The organism is Amycolatopsis thermophila, from assembly GCF_030814215.1.
In the GTDB taxonomy this organism is placed as follows: Bacteria; Actinomycetota; Actinomycetes; order Mycobacteriales; family Pseudonocardiaceae; genus Amycolatopsis_E; species Amycolatopsis_E thermophila.
In genome coordinates this window covers 4,374,805-4,390,643 of the sequence record NZ_JAUSUT010000001.1, presented here as the reverse complement: position 1 = coordinate 4,390,643, position 15,839 = coordinate 4,374,805, and the positions used below count along the sequence as shown (strand labels likewise).

Annotated in this window: 13 protein-coding genes; 5 read left to right on the top strand and 8 right to left on the bottom strand. The window is 72.0% G+C overall.

The features are described from left to right. Window positions 1-10: 10 nt before the first annotated feature. From FB470_RS21495 to FB470_RS21480, 4 genes are all read left to right on the top strand, one after another. Window positions 11-934 carry a fumarylacetoacetate hydrolase family protein gene (locus FB470_RS21495; protein ID WP_306994174.1) on the top strand — a complete coding sequence of 308 codons (924 nt, stop codon included), beginning with the start codon at window positions 11-13 and terminating at the stop codon, window positions 932-934. 10 nt (window positions 935-944) lie between these two features. After that, window positions 945-2,498, top strand: coding sequence for a bifunctional 3-(3-hydroxy-phenyl)propionate/3-hydroxycinnamic acid hydroxylase (locus FB470_RS21490; RefSeq protein ID WP_306994172.1), 1,554 nt, complete (start codon window positions 945-947; stop codon window positions 2,496-2,498). Beyond that, window positions 2,495-3,091 carry a carboxymuconolactone decarboxylase family protein gene (locus FB470_RS21485; protein WP_306994169.1) on the top strand — a complete coding sequence of 199 codons (597 nt, stop codon included), beginning with the start codon at window positions 2,495-2,497 and terminating at the stop codon, window positions 3,089-3,091. Before FB470_RS21490 ends, FB470_RS21485 begins: the two co-directional genes overlap by 4 nt. 1,012 nt (window positions 3,092-4,103) lie before the next feature. After that, entirely contained in the window at window positions 4,104-5,285 is a 1,182-nt protein-coding gene (locus FB470_RS21480; RefSeq protein WP_306994167.1) for a TetR/AcrR family transcriptional regulator, read from the top strand. Here FB470_RS21480 and FB470_RS21475 read toward each other — a convergent pair. From FB470_RS21475 to FB470_RS21440, 8 genes are all read right to left on the bottom strand, one after another. Then, on the bottom strand, window positions 5,282-6,055 hold the full coding sequence (locus tag FB470_RS21475; RefSeq protein WP_306994165.1) for an enoyl-CoA hydratase-related protein: 774 nt from the start codon (window positions 6,053-6,055) through the stop codon (window positions 5,282-5,284). The genes FB470_RS21480 and FB470_RS21475 overlap by 4 nt on opposite strands. 8 nt (window positions 6,056-6,063) lie before the next feature. Then, window positions 6,064-7,566, bottom strand: a complete 1,503-nt coding sequence (locus tag FB470_RS21470) for a class I adenylate-forming enzyme family protein (protein WP_306994163.1) — start codon at window positions 7,564-7,566, stop codon at window positions 6,064-6,066. After that, the gene (locus FB470_RS21465; RefSeq protein WP_306994162.1) at window positions 7,566-8,711 is read right to left on the bottom strand and encodes an acyl-CoA dehydrogenase family protein; all 1,146 of its coding nucleotides are present in this window, start codon (window positions 8,709-8,711) and stop codon (window positions 7,566-7,568) included. Before FB470_RS21465 ends, FB470_RS21470 begins: the two co-directional genes overlap by 1 nt. Window positions 8,712-8,730: 19 nt before the next feature. Continuing rightward, window positions 8,731-9,999 (bottom strand): MFS transporter, encoded by a 1,269-nt coding sequence (locus FB470_RS21460; RefSeq protein WP_306994160.1) that lies wholly within the window; start codon window positions 9,997-9,999, stop codon window positions 8,731-8,733. A 1,046-nt stretch (window positions 10,000-11,045) separates the two neighbouring features. Then, a complete protein-coding gene (locus FB470_RS21455; protein ID WP_306994158.1) occupies window positions 11,046-11,807 on the bottom strand; it encodes a DeoR/GlpR family DNA-binding transcription regulator in 762 nt (253 codons plus the stop codon). Then, a complete protein-coding gene (gene pdxA / locus FB470_RS21450; protein WP_306994156.1) occupies window positions 11,804-12,814 on the bottom strand; it encodes a 4-hydroxythreonine-4-phosphate dehydrogenase PdxA in 1,011 nt (336 codons plus the stop codon). Before pdxA ends, FB470_RS21455 begins: the two co-directional genes overlap by 4 nt. A 20-nt stretch (window positions 12,815-12,834) precedes the next feature. Beyond that, window positions 12,835-14,013 (bottom strand): four-carbon acid sugar kinase family protein, encoded by a 1,179-nt coding sequence (locus FB470_RS21445; RefSeq protein WP_306994154.1) that lies wholly within the window; start codon window positions 14,011-14,013, stop codon window positions 12,835-12,837. Next, window positions 14,010-14,993, bottom strand: coding sequence for a 2-keto-3-deoxygluconate permease (locus FB470_RS21440; RefSeq protein ID WP_306994152.1), 984 nt, complete (start codon window positions 14,991-14,993; stop codon window positions 14,010-14,012). Before FB470_RS21440 ends, FB470_RS21445 begins: the two co-directional genes overlap by 4 nt. Before the next feature lie 247 nt (window positions 14,994-15,240). Between FB470_RS21440 and FB470_RS21435 the strand changes: the two genes are divergently transcribed. Continuing rightward, window positions 15,241-15,393, top strand: coding sequence for a hypothetical protein (locus FB470_RS21435; RefSeq protein ID WP_306994151.1), 153 nt, complete (start codon window positions 15,241-15,243; stop codon window positions 15,391-15,393). Window positions 15,394-15,839: the final 446 nt, after the last annotated feature.

Genomic DNA, 15,839 nt, shown 5'->3' with positions numbered 1-15,839 from the left:
GGAGACATTCATGAAGTTCGTGCGATTCGCCGGGCGGGACAACGCACCCCGGCTCGGTGTGGTCGACGGCGACGCCTACCACGTCGTCGCGGGGCACACCGACCTGCTGCCGCTGCTGGAGTCCGGTGTGGACGCGCTGCTCGAGGCGGGCGGCGCGGCGATCGAGCGGGGCGAGACGGTCGATCCCGCGACGGTCGTGAACCTTTCGCCCATCGCGACCCCGCCGACGTTCCGGGACTTCTACGCGTTCGAGCAGCACGTCCGCGCCGGCCGCAAGTGGCGCGGCCTCGAGATGGACCCGCTCTGGTACGAGATCCCCGTCTTCTACTTCTCGAACCCGTACGCCTTCCGGGGCGAGGGCGACGTGCGGATGACGCCCGGGTCCACGGCCTTCGACTTCGAGCTGGAGGTCGCGGCCGTGCTGGGCAAGGGCGGCTCGGACCTGACCGCCGAGGAGGGCGAGGACGCCGTGGCCGGGTACGCGATCCTCAACGACTGGAGCGGTCGTGACGTCCAGCGCCGCGAAATGACGCTGTCGATGGGTCCGGTCAAGGGCAAGGACACCGCGACGTCGCTCGGGCCGTGGTTCGTCACGAAGGACGAGCTGGAGCCGCACCGCACCGCCACGGGCTTCGACCGGACGATGACCTGCACCGTGAACGGCGTGGAGTATTCGCGCGCGAACTGGTCGGACGTGCACTTCTCGTTCGGCGAAATGGTCTCCTACGCCAGCCGCGGCACCGAGGTGCGCCCCGGTGACGTGATCGGCTCGGGCACGTGCGGCACCGGCTGCATCAACGAGCTGAGCCAGGCGCACGGCGCCGGCCGTTTCCCGTTCCTGCAACCCGGGGACGAGGTCGTCGCCGCGATCGAGGGGCTCGGCTCGCTCCGGTCGACGATCGTCGCGAGTCCGGATCCGATCCCGTTCCGCTGAGGGAGCTGCCGTGACCACGGACTTCGACGTCGCGATCGCCGGGTACGGCCCCGTCGGGCAGGCGCTCGCGATCTTGCTCGGCCGACGGGGCTGGAAGACGGCGGTGTTCGACCGCCAGCGCGAGCTCTACCCGCTGCCTCGCGCCTGTCATCTCGACTACGAGGCGATGCGGATCCTGCAGGCGATGGGCATCGCCGACGAGATCGACGCCGCGATCACGCCGGCGAGGGAGTACCTGCTCCTGCGCGGGGACCTCAGTGTGCTGTCGGATCTGCCGCGCGGCTGGGAGACACCGACGGGCTGGGAAGCGTCGTACCACTTCTACCAGCCGGACGTCGAGCACATCTTCGACGCCGCGGCGAAGGCGCTGCCCGGTGTCACGGTTCGCCAGGGCATGGCGGTGACCGGCGTCGTCGACGACGGCGAGGTCGTCACGGTGAGCTTGGACTCGGGCGAGCGCGTGACCGCCCGGTTCGTGATCGGCGCGGACGGAGCGAACAGCCTCGTCCGGGAGTGCCTGGGGATTCCCCGGGAAGACCTCGGGTTCGAGGCCACGTGGGTGGTCAACGACGTCGAGCTCAAGGAGGGGTGCCCTCCGCTGGACGTGCCGGACACCGGGCAGGTGCTGGATCCGGCGCAGCCGCGCCACATGGCCTGGCTCGGCGGCCGGCACTACCGCTGGGAGTTCATGGTGCTGGACGGCGTCGACGCCGGCGAAGCGGTGAACCCCGAGCGGGTGTGGGCCAAACTCAGCCGGTGGGTCGACCCCGGATCGGCTGTCCTGCGGCGATCCGCGCTGTACACGTTCCGCTCGCTCGTGGCCGAGACCTTCGGTACCGGGGGCGTGCTGCTCGCCGGCGACGCCGCGCACCTGATGCCGCCGTTCATGGGGCAGGGCATGGTCAGCGGCCTGCGCGACGCGATCACGCTGAGCTGGATGCTCGATCTCGTGCTGCGCGACGTTGCGCCCGTGCCATTCCTCGAGAACTACACGCTCAGCCGCCGCCCGCACGTCACGAAGTACATCGCCGAGTCGGTGCGGATCGGCCAGATGGTGTGCGAGACGGATCCGGCCAAGGCAGCCGAGCGCGACCGGATCCTCGCCGCGCAGACGGAAACTCCGCCGCCCTTCCGCCCGCCCGTGGAGGCGTTCGTCGTCCCCGGCCCGCTCGCCGGGACGCTCGCCGTGCAGCCGCGGGTGTGGGACGGCGACCGCAGCCGGATGCTCGACGACGTGCTCGGTCCGGGATTCCAGCTGCTGACGACAGATCCCGCGGACGTCGAAGGCCTTTCTCCTGAGGCCGAGGAGACGTGTGCCCTGGTCGGGGTCCGTAGCGCGGTCATCGGGGTCGCCGTCGGGGAGCCGACCCCGTCGTTCGCCGAGGAGAAGCCGCGATTCGCCGACTGGCTGGCGAGGGCCGGAGCCACCTGGGTGCTCGTACGTCCCGACGGGTACGTGTACGAATCCGGGACGGGACGCGCCGCACTGGAGCAGTCGCTCCCGGCGCTGCGCGCCGCCATTGCCGAGGGCGTCGCGTGCTCGGCCGTCCGGGAGGTGGCATGAGCCGGTACACGGCACCGCTGCCCGATGAGTTCTCCCCCCGGCAGCGCGCACTCTATGCCGCGATCGTGGACGGACCGCGCAAACATCAGGCCGGACTCGTGCCCGTCGTCGACGAAGCGGGCCGGCTCCTCGGGCCGTTCGCGCTCATGACGATCGCCCCCGAAATCGGCGATGCCGTGCAATCCGTCGGCGCGGCGCTGCGATTCTCGGGAGCGTTCGCCCCGCGCACGCGAGAACTCGCGATCCTGACCGTCGCCGTGCACCGCGGCTCCGATTTCGAATGGTTCGCGCACGTCAATGCCGGGCGCGACGCGGGCCTGACGGACGCCCAGCTGAGGGCGATCCAGCAGCGCCACGAGCCGGGCGGGCTCGATGCGACGGACGCGTGCGTGTGGCGCGCCACAGAGGCACTGCTCGCACAGGGGCGACTCGACGACGAGGAGTACGCCGAGACAGTGCGCGTGGTGGGAGCCGCCGGGCTCGCCGAGCTCGTCTGGCTCATCGGGTACTACTCGACGCTGCAGCTCGCCCTTGCGACGTTCGACCCCGCCCTGCCCGCCGACGTCGCCGGAGTCGTGACGCGACCGGTCTGATCTGGCTAAGAACGAATGCGCGGATCCACCAACAACCACTCGGCCCGCTCTTCACGGTGACGCCCAAGAGGGCCGAGAATGCCCGGCTGAGTTCGGTGCTCTCGCTGCCGCGCTGGACGGCTCCGGGCTGAACGCCCATGTGCACTACTGGAGCGCTCTGCCGGCGCTGTTCACGGGGGACGTCGCCCGCGCCGTCCCCCGTGTTCGACACCTGACACTCACCGGCACGCGAGGATCTTCAGCAGCGCCGAGCTGCCCACGCCGGACGGCCCCACCACCGACGTGATCGCCCAGCGCGCCGCCCCCGCCGGCACGCGGCGAAGCCCACGGCAAGTACCTCTCCCCCAGTGTCGCCCGGGTAAGCCACCGACCAGTGGGAACAGAGAATGCCCTGCACATCGTGGGACGGTTGCGGCCCGTTGAGGACGGTTCAACGCACCACGCGACCATCCGCCGCTCCGCTTTCGCTCCTGCTCCTGCGCGCCCAGGCCTGCTCCAGACTTGCTCCACCCAAACAGTGTGAAGGCGGCGGCTAGCCCCGCGGGACGTGCTGGCCATCCTGCGTCGGGCGAAGTCCCGTGAGCCCGTGGTCCCAGAGGCAACGGCGGTATGACGTACAGAAGGCGTCTGGGGACCCGGTCGTAGGTGGGGGCCAATTTTCGGTGAAGCCAGATTCGCGCCGAGGGGCCGAATCTCGGCGGACATCCGCGCCGCGTCCTGAATCCGGCGATCGCGGCCTTGTCGAAGCTCGGCTACGACGGCGCCGGGGTACGGGACATCCCCGCCTCGGCAGGCGTGGGCGCTCGTCAACCGGTACCCCGGCTCCCAGGAGCAGTTGCCTGCCGTCACCGCCGACGGGGCGACCGGCACCCGAAACAAGTCCACCGCAGACAAGACACCGAACCCGGGCCACGACTGTCCTTTGAGAACTGAGACCGCGTCGCTCCCCGATTCTCGGCGCCACGTCATCGTGGCGGTAGAGTCGGGGTGTTCCGCACGTCTTGGAGGTCAGGTGGGTACTCGGTCGGCCGGCCGCCGCGCCGACCTGCTCGCTGCCTCCGCGCGGCTGTTCCGCGAGCGTGGGTTCGGCGGGGTCTCCGTGGCCGACGTGGCCGACCAGGTGGGCATCACCGCGTCCGCGGTGTACAAGCACTTCCCCGGCAAGAAGGTCCTGCTCTCCGAGCCGATCCGGGAGATGGTGCTCACCTGGCGCGACCGCGAGATGCTCGCCCTCGCCGAGGGCGGCGACCCGGAAACAGTGCTGCGGCGGCTCACCACCACGGTGGTGGCCGTGGTGCTGGAGCGCCCCGATGTCGTCGGCCTGTGGCACCAGGAGGCCCACCACCTGCCGGCCGAGGTGCGCGACGAGCTGATCGCCGTGCGCGTCGAGGGCGTCGGGCTGTGGAGCCGCGTGCTGCGCGAAGTACGCCCCGAACTCGACGCCGGGCAGAGCGAGTTCCGCATCCGCGCCGCGCTCGGCCTGCTCAACTGCGTCCCCGTGCTGCCACGCAGACGCCTCCGGGCGCAGGCGCCCACCCTCGAGACCCTGGTGCTCGCCACGCTCCTGGCGCCGCCGCCACCGCCGGAGCTGCTCGAGCTCGGCGCCGTCGAACGGGCCCACGAAGCGGCTACCGGCCGCCGGGCAGAGATCCTCGCCGGGGCGGCCCGACTGTTCCGCACGCGCGGGTACCACGCGGTCGGCATCGACGACATCGGCCACGCGATCGGCATCGCGGGCCCGTCCCTCTACAGCCACTACCCCAGCAAGGCGGCGCTCCTCACCGCACTCATCGAGGAGACGGCCGACGAGCTGTGCTGGTGCGGCGCCCGCGCGCTGGCCACCGGCGACGACCCGGCGAAGGTGCTGGAGCTGCTGGTCAGCGCGCACGTGCGCACGGCGCTGGCCGACCGCGACCGGATCTCGGTGTGGATGACCGAGGCGCACCACATCCCGCGCGAGCTGGGCCGCCAGGTTCGCCAGGACCGGCAGCGCTACCTGGACTACTGGGTGCGGGCCGTGCGCGCGCTGCGCCCCGAGCTGTCCGAGCAGGTCGCCCAGACCGCGAGCAGGTCGGTGATGGAACTGATCCACGCGGTGGCCCGGTCGTCCCGGTTCGCCGGCGCGCCGCGCTTGGCGGAATGGACCGCCGGCCTGGCGCTGGCCGCGTTGACGGCGCCCGAGCTGGCCGGCTAGCGGGAGCGGCCGTCGCCGCGTTCGCCGCGCGCCGACCAGCCCGGACCGCCCTTGCGCGCGAACGACCACGGCTGCACGCTCTGCTCCAGCGCGACGGCGGCCGGCCAGCTGACCGCGGGCGGCCCGGCCTCGGTGCGCAGGCTCTTGATCGTCGCGCGCGCCAATGCCGGATCCTTGCCCGCCACCTGGGCCAAGGCCAGGGCGCGGTCCTCCACCTGGTCGTCGGGGACGCTGTCGTAGGCCAGCCCGAGCCGCACCGCGGACGCCCCGTCCACGGTCTCGCCGAACACACCCAGCGCGGCCGCTGCCTGTGGTCCGGCGAAGCGGTTCAGCAACGCGAAGTGGCCACCGCCCGGATGCACGCCGAGCCTGGTGAAACCCGAGGCGAGGACGGCGTCGTCCGCGACCACCCGGACATCGGCCGCGAGTGCGAGGTTGACCCCGGCGCCGACCGCGCCGCCGCGTACCGCCGCGATCGTCGGCACGAGCAGCCGGCCTACGCGCAGGAACGCGTCGTAGATGCGCTGGGTGGCCGACATCCCGGCGTCCGAAACGGGGGCAGCCGAAATCTCGGCGAGTTCGTCGCGGTCGCCACCGGAACAGAAGTAGCCTTCCGCGCCCCGGAGCACGGCGGCGCCGATCGTCGCGTCCGCGTCGATCGCGTCGCACGCGTCGGCCAACCCGGCGGCCAGCGCCGCGTCGATCGCGTTGCGCCGCCCCGGGTTGTCCAGCGTCACGAGCGCGACGCCGCCGGTGCTTTCCCATCGCACGCCACCACTCACCGTCGCGCCTCCCGCAGATCGATGTCGCCGGCTTCGAGCACGCGCAGGCGCGCGGCCTGGATCTTCTGCGTCGCCGTCTTCGGCAGCGCGTCGCGCACGCTGACATAGCGCGGCCAGGCCAGCTTCGGCAACCGCCCGGTGAGGAACTCGGCGAGCGCCCACGGGTCGAAGTCGCCGTTCGTCACCACGACCGCCCGCACCTCCTGGCCCATCACCTCGTCCGGCACCCCCACCACGGCGACCTCCTCGACCGCCGGGTGTTCCGCGAGGACGGCTTCGACGTCGGCCGGGCGGATGTTCTCGCCGCCCCGGCGGATCATGTCGTCGAGCCGTCCCAGGAAGTGCAGGTAGCCGTTCTCGTCGACAAACCCCTGATCACCGGTGTGGAACCAGAGGTTGCGGAACTTCCGCAGGGTCAGCTCCGCCTTGCCGTGGTAGCCGTCGAACAGCACCGCGGGCCGCAACGGGCGCACGCAGATCTCCCCCGGCTCACCGGCGGGCACGGGTTCATCGGCGGGACCGAGCACGGCGAGCTCCATGTCCGGCCGGACCGTGCCGCAGGTGCCGCGCCGCCGCTCCCCCGCGCGGTTCGCGGTCACCCAGCCGCCGGTCTCCGTCATGCCGTACAGCTCGTGCACGTCGACGCCGAGGTGGTCCTCGATCACGTTCCACAACTCGATCGGCGCCCCGCCCCCCGTGCAGAACCGCAGCCGGTGTTCGGGGATCCGCTCGGGCAGCGCACGGGTGAGCATCGCGAGCATCGTGCCGACGTAGGTGAAGCCGGTTGCTCCATAATGGACCGCCTGCTCGAGGAACCGCGCGGGTTCGAAGCGCTCGACCAGGACCAGCGAGCAGCCGGTCGCGATCGCCGTCATCACGCCGTAGACCTGCGGGTTCGTGTGGAACAACGGCAGGGCGAGCAGGATCCGGTCCTCGGCGGTGATGCCGATGGCCTCGGCCAGCTCCCGGCCGCCGGCGACGAACGCGTTGTCGGAGATCACCGCGCCCTTCGGCGGTCCGGTGGTGCCCGAGGTGTAGAGCAGGCTGCACTCGTCGCCGGGCTCGGCGTCCGCCCGGGGCAGCGGCGGCAAGTCCACGACGGACTTCTCGAGCTCCTCGGCGTCGGCGAAGCCGTGCCCCGCGCCGGCCCACGCCTCGCCTTCCCGCAGCCGCGCCAGCGCCTCCGCGTCGCCGGTCGCGAACGTGATGCCCGCGTCCGCGACGATCCGGCGCACGTGCTCGGGGGTGGACTGGTTGTGCAGCGGCACGCAGGTGGCACCCGCCCAGCGCAACGCGAACCACAGGTACAGGAAGTTGGGGTTGTTGCCGCAGGCCAGCAACACCCGGTCGCCGTGGCGGACGCCGTTGCGGTGCAGCAGCGTCGCGGTCCGCGAGACGACCTCCAACAGCTCGCGCCAGGTCACCGTCCGGTCACCGTGGAGCACGAACGGCGCGTCCCCCGACGCCTCGCACCGTCGCTGCAAGGTGGCGGCGAACATCAATCCTCCTTCGCCCGGACGGCCTTGACCAGGGTCTTGGCCACGGTGTTCTTCAGGACCTCGGCGGAGCCACCCGCCACCTCGTACGCCTTGGCATCCCGGAGATATCGCCCGAACGGCTGCGACTCGCGCGTGCCGTGCGCCCCGCACACCTGCACCGCGGTGGCCGCGACGCGCGTCGCGAGGGACGCGGCCAGCATCTTCGCCTCGGAGGACGATCGTGCGATGTCGCGGCCCGCGTCGAGATCCCGGGCGGCCTCGTAGGTGAGCAGTCGTGCCGCGTCGATCTCCGCCGCGAGCTGCGAGAAGTACCACTGGATGCCCTGGAAGTCGAGCACGGTGGTGCCGAACGCGGTGCGCTCGTTGACGTAGCCGAGGGCGTCTTCGAACGCCGCCCGTGCGATACCGAGGCTGATGCCCGCGGCCAGCGTGCGAGAGTTGGCCAGCGTCACCATCACCTGCTTCAGCCCGCGGCCCTCGGTGCCGATCAAGTGGTCTTCCGGGACCTCGACGTCGTCGAGCACCAGGTTCACGTGCGGCCCGTTGCGGAGCCCGAACGTCTCGGCGTGCTCACCTTCGTAGGTCGACACCCCGGCGGCGTCCTTCGGCACCGCGAAGGTCGACACGCCGTGCTCGGTCTCGGCGAGCACCACGAACAGCTCGGCCGCCGCGCCCGAGGTGATGAACGCCTTTTCTCCGGACAGCACCCAGCCCCCGTCGCTGGGGCGCGCTTTCGTGTCGAGGTAACGGATGTCGCTGCCGTGCCCGTCCTCGGTCAGCGCGAAGGACGCGGGGAGCCCGTCCGCGTAGTGCGGCAGGTAACGGCGCTTGAGCGACTCTTGGCCGTACATCTCGATGCACTTCTGACTTTGGAAGATGGTGATCAGCGAGATACCGAGAATCGGGCTGTGCACCGACAGTTCTTCCATGACCGCCAGCAGGTCCGTCATCGGCCGCCCGCCACCGCCGTAGGTGGCCGGCAGTGTCATCGCGTTCCAGCCGTGGTCCGAGGTGAGGCGGACGAGATCGAGCGGATACAGATCTTCCCGGTCGAGCTTGGCCGCGACGGGGGCGACGTGGGTTCGGGCGAATTCGCGTGCCTCGGCGACCAGTGTTTCGTCGGCGAGGGTCCTCCAGAGCTGCATTCCTAAACGGATCCTTAACTCATTCCGAGGCCGTGATGGCGCGGCCGGAGCGGTCGGTGAGGAAACGAGCGGTGACCATCATCGCCGCGACGGCGAACAGGCCGGTGGAAATTCCGCCGCCCAGGCCGAATTTCGCCGCGAGCAAGCCGACGAGCCCGGGGCCGAAGCTCGCGATGCCGCGCCCGACGGAGTAGCAGAAACTCGAACCGGTGGCGCGGATCGGCGTGGCAAACAATTCGCCGAACCACGCGCCGAAGATGGCGAAATAGCCCAGTCCGAACGAAATCACGTAGTACGCGATGATCACCGCACCGACCGAAGCGTGCGCGGCGATGAAGACCGCGAAGGCGACGAACGCCACGAGTTGCACGGCGGCGAAGGCGAGCAGCGAGCGCTTCCGGCCCCAGCGGTCGCCCAGCGCGCCGGCGGCCAGGTAGGACACCAGCGAGATGCCGGCGCTGACGTAGAGCACGGTTTGTGTGCCGCTCGCGCCGAGGTGCAGGCCCGTCTTGAGGAAGGTCGGCATCCAGGACGAGTAGACGTAGTAGGAGTACTGCGCGCCGAAGACGAGCAACGTGCCGAGCACGACGAGCCGCACGTTGCCCCGGCGGAACAGGCGGCGCATCGAGTCCTGGCGGTCGTCCGGCGGCAGCTCGCCCGCCGCGCGGGCGCGGCGCAGTTCCTGCCACTGCTTGGATTCCGGGCAGAAGAACCGGATGACGACGGCGAACAGGGCCGGGACCGCACCGATCGCGAAGGCCCATCGCCAGCTCGGCACCGCGCCGGCGACGAAGATCCCGATCGCGTACGCCGGCCAGATCGCGGCCTGCACCGCCCCGCCGGCCAACCCGCGGCGCTTCGGCGACCACGCTTCGTTGAGCAGCGAGAAGCCGGTGGCCCATTCCCCGCCGATACCGATGCCGGCGACCATCCGCAGCAGCACGAAGATCCCGAAGTTCGGCGCGAGCGCGCCGAGCCCGGTGCCGATCGCGAAGATCCAGATCGTCCAGGTCAGCACCCGGCGGCGGCCGTAACGATCGGCGAGCCAGCCGAACAGCACACCGCCGACCGCCGTCGCCGCGAGCTGTGCGGTGAACACCCCGCCGACCGCCGCGGTGGAGACGTGGAAGTCGCTCGCGACGTTGCTCGCCAGCAGCGACAGGATGACGAGGTCGAAGTACTCCAGGCCCCAACCGCTCACCGCGGCCGTAATGATCATGCCGCGTTCGCGGCGGGTGTAGGCCGAGCCGGAGACCGTGCCCGCACTCGTCTCGCTAGTCGTCTGCACGCTGAGCACCTTCGCTCGTTAGGTGAATGCTGGTTAGGCGTAAGGTAACCCGTCGCTAGCCCGAAGGCAAGGCTCGGCCGGGGAGGGCCGGGCGCCCGGAGGGTGTGTGCGGGCGTGGGCCGGGGCGGGGCCGCGCTTGCGGGACCGGGGATGGCAGGCATGAGGCGGTGGCGGCGGGACGAGCTGTGGGGCCGCGGCGGTCGGCAGGGGCCAGGCCGCGGCGGTCGGCAGGGGCCAGGGCGCGGCGGTCGCCAGACGGGCACGGGGCGCGGCCGTCGGCAGGGGCCAGGCCGCGGCGGTCGGCAGGGGCCAGGGCGCGGCGGTCGCCAGACGGGCACGGGGCGCGGCCGTCGGCAGGGGGGCCAGGGGCGCGGGACGAGCCGCACGTGACGGGTGGTGCAGCAGCGTCCGCCTGGGGCAAGGGATACCGCTGGCGGGCGGCACCCGGACGGCGGCGGGACGAGCCGCGGGGGGTGGCGGAGCGGCGGGCGGCACCCGGGCGGCGGGCGCGGCGGCGTTTCGCCGGCCGGGTGCTCGGGCTGCGCGACACCCGCGCGGCGGCGGCGACGGGAGGAGCCGCGGGGGGTGGCGGAGCGGCGGGCGGCACCCGGGCGGCGGGCGCGGCGGCGTTTCGCCGGCCGGGTGCTCGGGCTGCGCGACACCCGCGCGGCGGCGGCGACGGGACGAGCCGCGGGTGGTGGCGGAGCGGCAACGTTCGGCAGGCGCACAACGGACGCCACTGGTTGGCGACGGGACCGACCGCGGTGAGGCGCAAAGCAACGCCGCTCGCCAAACGAGCAACGGGAGACCGCGGGCACGGCACCCACGGCGGAGGGACCAGCCGCCGTGAGGCGCAAAGCAACGCCACTCGCCAAGCGAGCAACGGGAGACCGACCGCGGGCAGGCACCCGCAGCAGCCGGACCAGCCGCAGGTGGCGGACGGGCAGTGGCGCGTCGCCACCCGGGCGATCGGGCTGCACAGCCCCGGCCTGCCGCGCTTGCCTCGCCCCAGCCCTCCCCCGCTACCGCTCGCCCCGGCCTCGCCGCTACCCCTCAGCCACGACGACCGTCACGCCGGGGAGGGCGTGGAACGGCGCGAGCTGCTGCTCGGTCGCCGACGCGTCGGTGATCAGCGTCCATCGCGCGGGCAGCGGCGTCCACCAGTGCGAGCCGGCTCGGCCGAGCTTGCTCGCGTCGGCGAGGACGAAGACCGCCGCGGCCTGCTCGATCAGCCGCCGCTTCACGGCAGCCTGCTCGGCGCTCGCCTCGCACACGCCGCGCTCCGCGGTCACGCCGTCGCCGCTCAGGTACACCGCGTCGGCGGTCAGCCGCGTCAGGGCGAGCTCCGTCAGTGGCCCCACCGTCCCCTGGCTGATGTGCCGCACCACGCCGCCGAGCGCGATGAGCTCCACGCCCTCCGCGTCGGCAAGCGCGTTGATCGTGGTCAGGCCCGTCGAGGCGACGCTGATCCCGCGCCAGCCGGTCAGCCGCGCAGCCAGCGCCCCGACCGTCGTGCCCGCGTCGAAGAACAGCAGCTGTCCCGGTTCGATGTGCTTCTCGGCTTCGCGCGCGATGGCCGCCTTCTCGACGCCGGCCATCGTTTCGCGCTCGTGCAACGGTTGTTCGTCGCCGCCGGGGGCGAGTGCGCCGCCGTAGGTGCGCACGATCTCGCCGGCCTCGGTGAGCATGGCGAGATCACGGCGGATGGTCGACGCGGTCACGTCGAAGCGCACGGCGAGCTCGTCGACCCCGACCGGCCTCGTCCGCAGCAGGTCCCGGATCGCGGCTCGCCGCGTGCTCGCGTTCACGACGCCTGCTCCTCCTTCGCCTCCGGCGCCAGCTCGACCGCCTGCCGCAGCGCCTCCAGCATGCTGGCCGCATCGGCCTTTCCGGTGCCCGCGATGTCGAACGCCGTGCCGTGGTCCACGCTGGTGCGGATCACCGGCAGGCCGATCGTAATGTTCACCCCGGCGTCGAGCCCCAGCACCTTCACCGGGCCGTGCCCCTGGTCGTGGTACATCGCGACCACCAGGTCGAAGTCCCCGCGCACGGCGCGGAAGAACACCGTGTCCGCCGGCAGCGGCCCGGTGACGTCGATCCCCTCGGCCCGGCACTCCTCGACCGCGGGCGCGACCTTCTCCTCCTCCTCACCGTGCCCGAACAGCCCGTTCTCGCCGGCGTGCGGGTTGATCCCGCACACCGCGATGCGCGGGCGCGCGACGCCGGACTTGCGCAGCGTCTCGTCCCCGCGCCGGATGGTGCGCGCGACCAGGCCGGGCTCGATCCTGGCGACCGCGTCCACCAGCCCGATGTGGGTCGTCACGTGCACGACGCGCAGTTTCGGCGCGGCGAGCATCATCGACACCTCGGGCGTGCCGGTGAGCGCGGCGAGCAACTCGGTGTGCCCCGGGTACTTGTGCCCGGCCGCGTGCAGCGCCTCCTTGTTCAGCGGTGCCGTGCAGATCGCCTGCACCCGGCCCGCGACGGCGAGTTCGGTGGCGACCTTGACGAACCGGTACGCCCCGTCGCCCGCGACCGGCGACAACGTGCCGAAGGGCAGGTCTTCGGGGATCACGCCCAGGTCCAGGCAGTCGATCACGCCCGCCCGGTACCCGCCCTCCTCCGGCGACCCGACGGCCTCGACCGTCAGCGCGACGCCGGTGATCTCGACGGCCTTGCGCAGCCGCGCGGCGTCGCCCACGACGAGCGGGCGGCACGAGGCGTAGAGCTGCTCCTCGGCCAGTGCCTTGACCACGACCTCCGGGCCGACGCCCGCGGCGTCCCCCATGGTGATGGCGACGATGGGACGTGCCATGGAAAGTCCTTCCTCCTTCGTCAGCGCGCGGCCGCGGCGTGCGCGGCCGGCAGGTGCAGCGTGCGGCGAGCGCGGTCGAGCGTGCCCGGCTCGCCGAACGCGCCCGCCTTGGTGATCAGCGGCAGGCCGCCGAGCCCGGGCACCCGGGCGCGGACCACGCCGGGCTCGACCTCGCCCAGCACCTCGAACCGGGTGACGCCCGCGGCGAGCAGCACGGCCCGGGCGGTCTCGCCGCCGGTGAGCACGAGGCCTGCCAACGTTTCCCGGTGCGCGGCGAGATACCGGCCCGCGACGGCGGCGAGCGCGGCGGCCACGGCGGCGGCGTTGCGGCGCTCGACGGCCGCGGCGGGATCGGGCACGAGCAGCAGGTCCGCGTCCGCATGGGACAGCTGGGCGAGCGCGCGGTCCTGTTGCGGCGGACCGAACGGCGCCGCGACCGCGACCGCGACCGCGGTGACCTCACCGGAGGCCATCAGCGCGGCTCGCTGCTCGCGGGCCGGCCCCGAGTAGCTGCCGAGCACGGTGAGCACGGAACCCGGCGCCGGCGGCGGGAACGCCCGGGCGCCGGTGCCGCGAGAGCGGGCCGCCACCCGGGTCAGTCCGGCCGAGCCGACGAGCAGGACGTCCGGCCCGAGCGCCGCCCCGGCGGCGGCCAGCACCGCCAGGTCGTGCTCGGTTTCCGCGTCGGCGCAGATCACGTCGGCGTCCGCGGCGCGATAGGCGGCGACCACTTCGGACGGTCCACGACGGACTGTCTCGAGCGGGATCAGCGCGGTGCGCAAACCGCTTTCGTGGAACAGCTTGCGCAAGTCGCCGAGCGACTCGCCGTTGACCCGCAGGATGCCACCGGTCACGGTCCGGCCCGTGCCCGGGAACGCGGGCGCGAGCAGCGCGGTCGCGGAGAGTTCGCGCAGCGCCGCACCGACCTCGGCGGCGATGTTGCCGCGCAGCGTCGAGTCGATCTTCTTGTACACCGGGATGCCGGCGGCGGCCGCGGCGCGCACCGCGGCGGTCACGGCCGCGGCCGCGAACGCGGGGCCGCGATGCCTGCTGTCGGTGTCGACGGCGACGATCTCGGCGTCCGGCAACGGGGCCGACGCGTCGAGCGACACCGTGACGCCGGCGGACGGCCCGTAGGCGGCCGCGGCGTCGGCCGCGCCGGTGAGGTCGTCGGCGACGATCACGAGCCGGTCGCTCACGGTTTCGCCTCCTCGGCCACGCGTTCCTCCTTCGCCCTGGCCCGGGCGGCGAACCAGGCGGTGGCGAACGGGACCAGCAACGACGTCACCACCACCGAGGCCGCCACCAGAATCGTCGCCTGCGCCGCCGCGGCGTGGTAGGCCGGGTTCGCCGAGGCGACGATCGCCGGTACCGCCGCGGCGTTGCCCGCCGTGGAGGCGGCCGCGATGCCCGCGACGCCGTTCCCGCCGGTGAACTTGTCCGCGAGCAGCAGCACCGCACCCGTGACCAGGAAGACGAACACGCCGAGCCCGATGCCGAGCAGGCCCGCGCGCCACACCGACTTCAGGTCGATGCTGGAGCCGAGCGCGAACGCGAAGAACGGGATGAGCACCGGGACGGCACGGCCCAGCCACTGGCGCATTTCGGGGTCGAGGTTGCCCAGCAGCATGCCCACCAGCAGCGGCAGGATCGCTCCGACGAGCGTCTGCCACGGGAACGCGGACAGGCCCGCCGCGCCGAGGGTGAGCATGGTGAGGAACGGGCCGGACTCGATGGTCATGATCGAGTACGCGGCGACGTCCTTGCCCTTGCCGAACTGGCCCATCAGCGCCATGTAGAGGCCGCCGTTGGTGTCGTTCATCGCGGCGACCACGGCGAGGGTGGACAGGCCGGCGAACGCGCCCGAACTGATCGGCAGCTCGCCGAGCAGCCGGCCGAGGATGATCCCGACGATCACCGAGGCCAGCACCTTCGCCGCGAACAGCGCGCCGCCCTTCTTCAGGATGTAGGGCGTCGACCTGACCTCGATGCCCGCGCCCATGCAGACGTAGAACACGGCGAGGATCGTCAGCGAACCGGAGAACAGGGCGCCGGTGAACGAGCCGAAGAACTTTCCCGTGCCCGGGGCCAGGGTGTAGAGCACGGCGCCGACCAGCAGCGGGACGATCATCATCCCGCCCGGGATCGCTTCGAGCCGGCGCTTGATGGGAACCGCCACGACGCTCCTCCTTGAACGTGCGGAAAGCCCGGGGCGGGGGCGCGCCCGGACTGCGTTGTACGCGCAACTCTATGTCTCACTGCGCAAAACGCGCAAGTGATCTGCGCGATATGCGCGTTCAAGGTGTGGGAGACCGCGAGTGGCAGACTGGTCGCAGGATCCGGCGAAGGAGTGCGGATGCTCGAGGGCGAGCTCGTGCAGCCGATCCCCACCGACTACCGAGGGCGGTGTACAGACCTTCGACTACGTGCGCGACCGGATCGAACGCCGCGCCGCGGTCGCCGACGGCAGCATCCAACTGGCCCCCGAGACCACCTCGATCGAGGAGCAGATCGCCGAGCGGGACCGGGCGGCGCGGGACAAGCTCGAAGAGATCCGCCGGTCGCTGCGCAAGGAGTGAGTCAGGGACCGGTCAGCGACGACGACGACCTGCCTGCCCCTGGCTCGCCGACTTGACCGTCGCCAGTACGCGGGTCACCGGCCCCGGCTCGGCGATCTCCCGGCGGCAGTACGGAAGTAGCCGGCCACCTTGTCCGCCCCGCCGGCGGCGCTGACCATAGCGCCGAACGCCGGGTTGTTCCCCACCCTCTGGCCGGGCTGTTCGAGCACGTTCACAACCGTTGCCCAGGGAGCAGCCGAGGAGGAGCGGTTAGGCGACCCCATTTGCCGCCGGAAGCATGATCCACTCCAGAATCGCTCCTGCACACCCCTGTTGATCTTGAAATCGACGAGGCGGGGCTAATGTGAAAGGAATACGAAAAAGCCCACTGACCTGGGCTTCCACCCAGAGCCAGCGGGCTCCATCCGACCGTCGGGATGACAGGATTTGAACCTGCGACCCCTTGA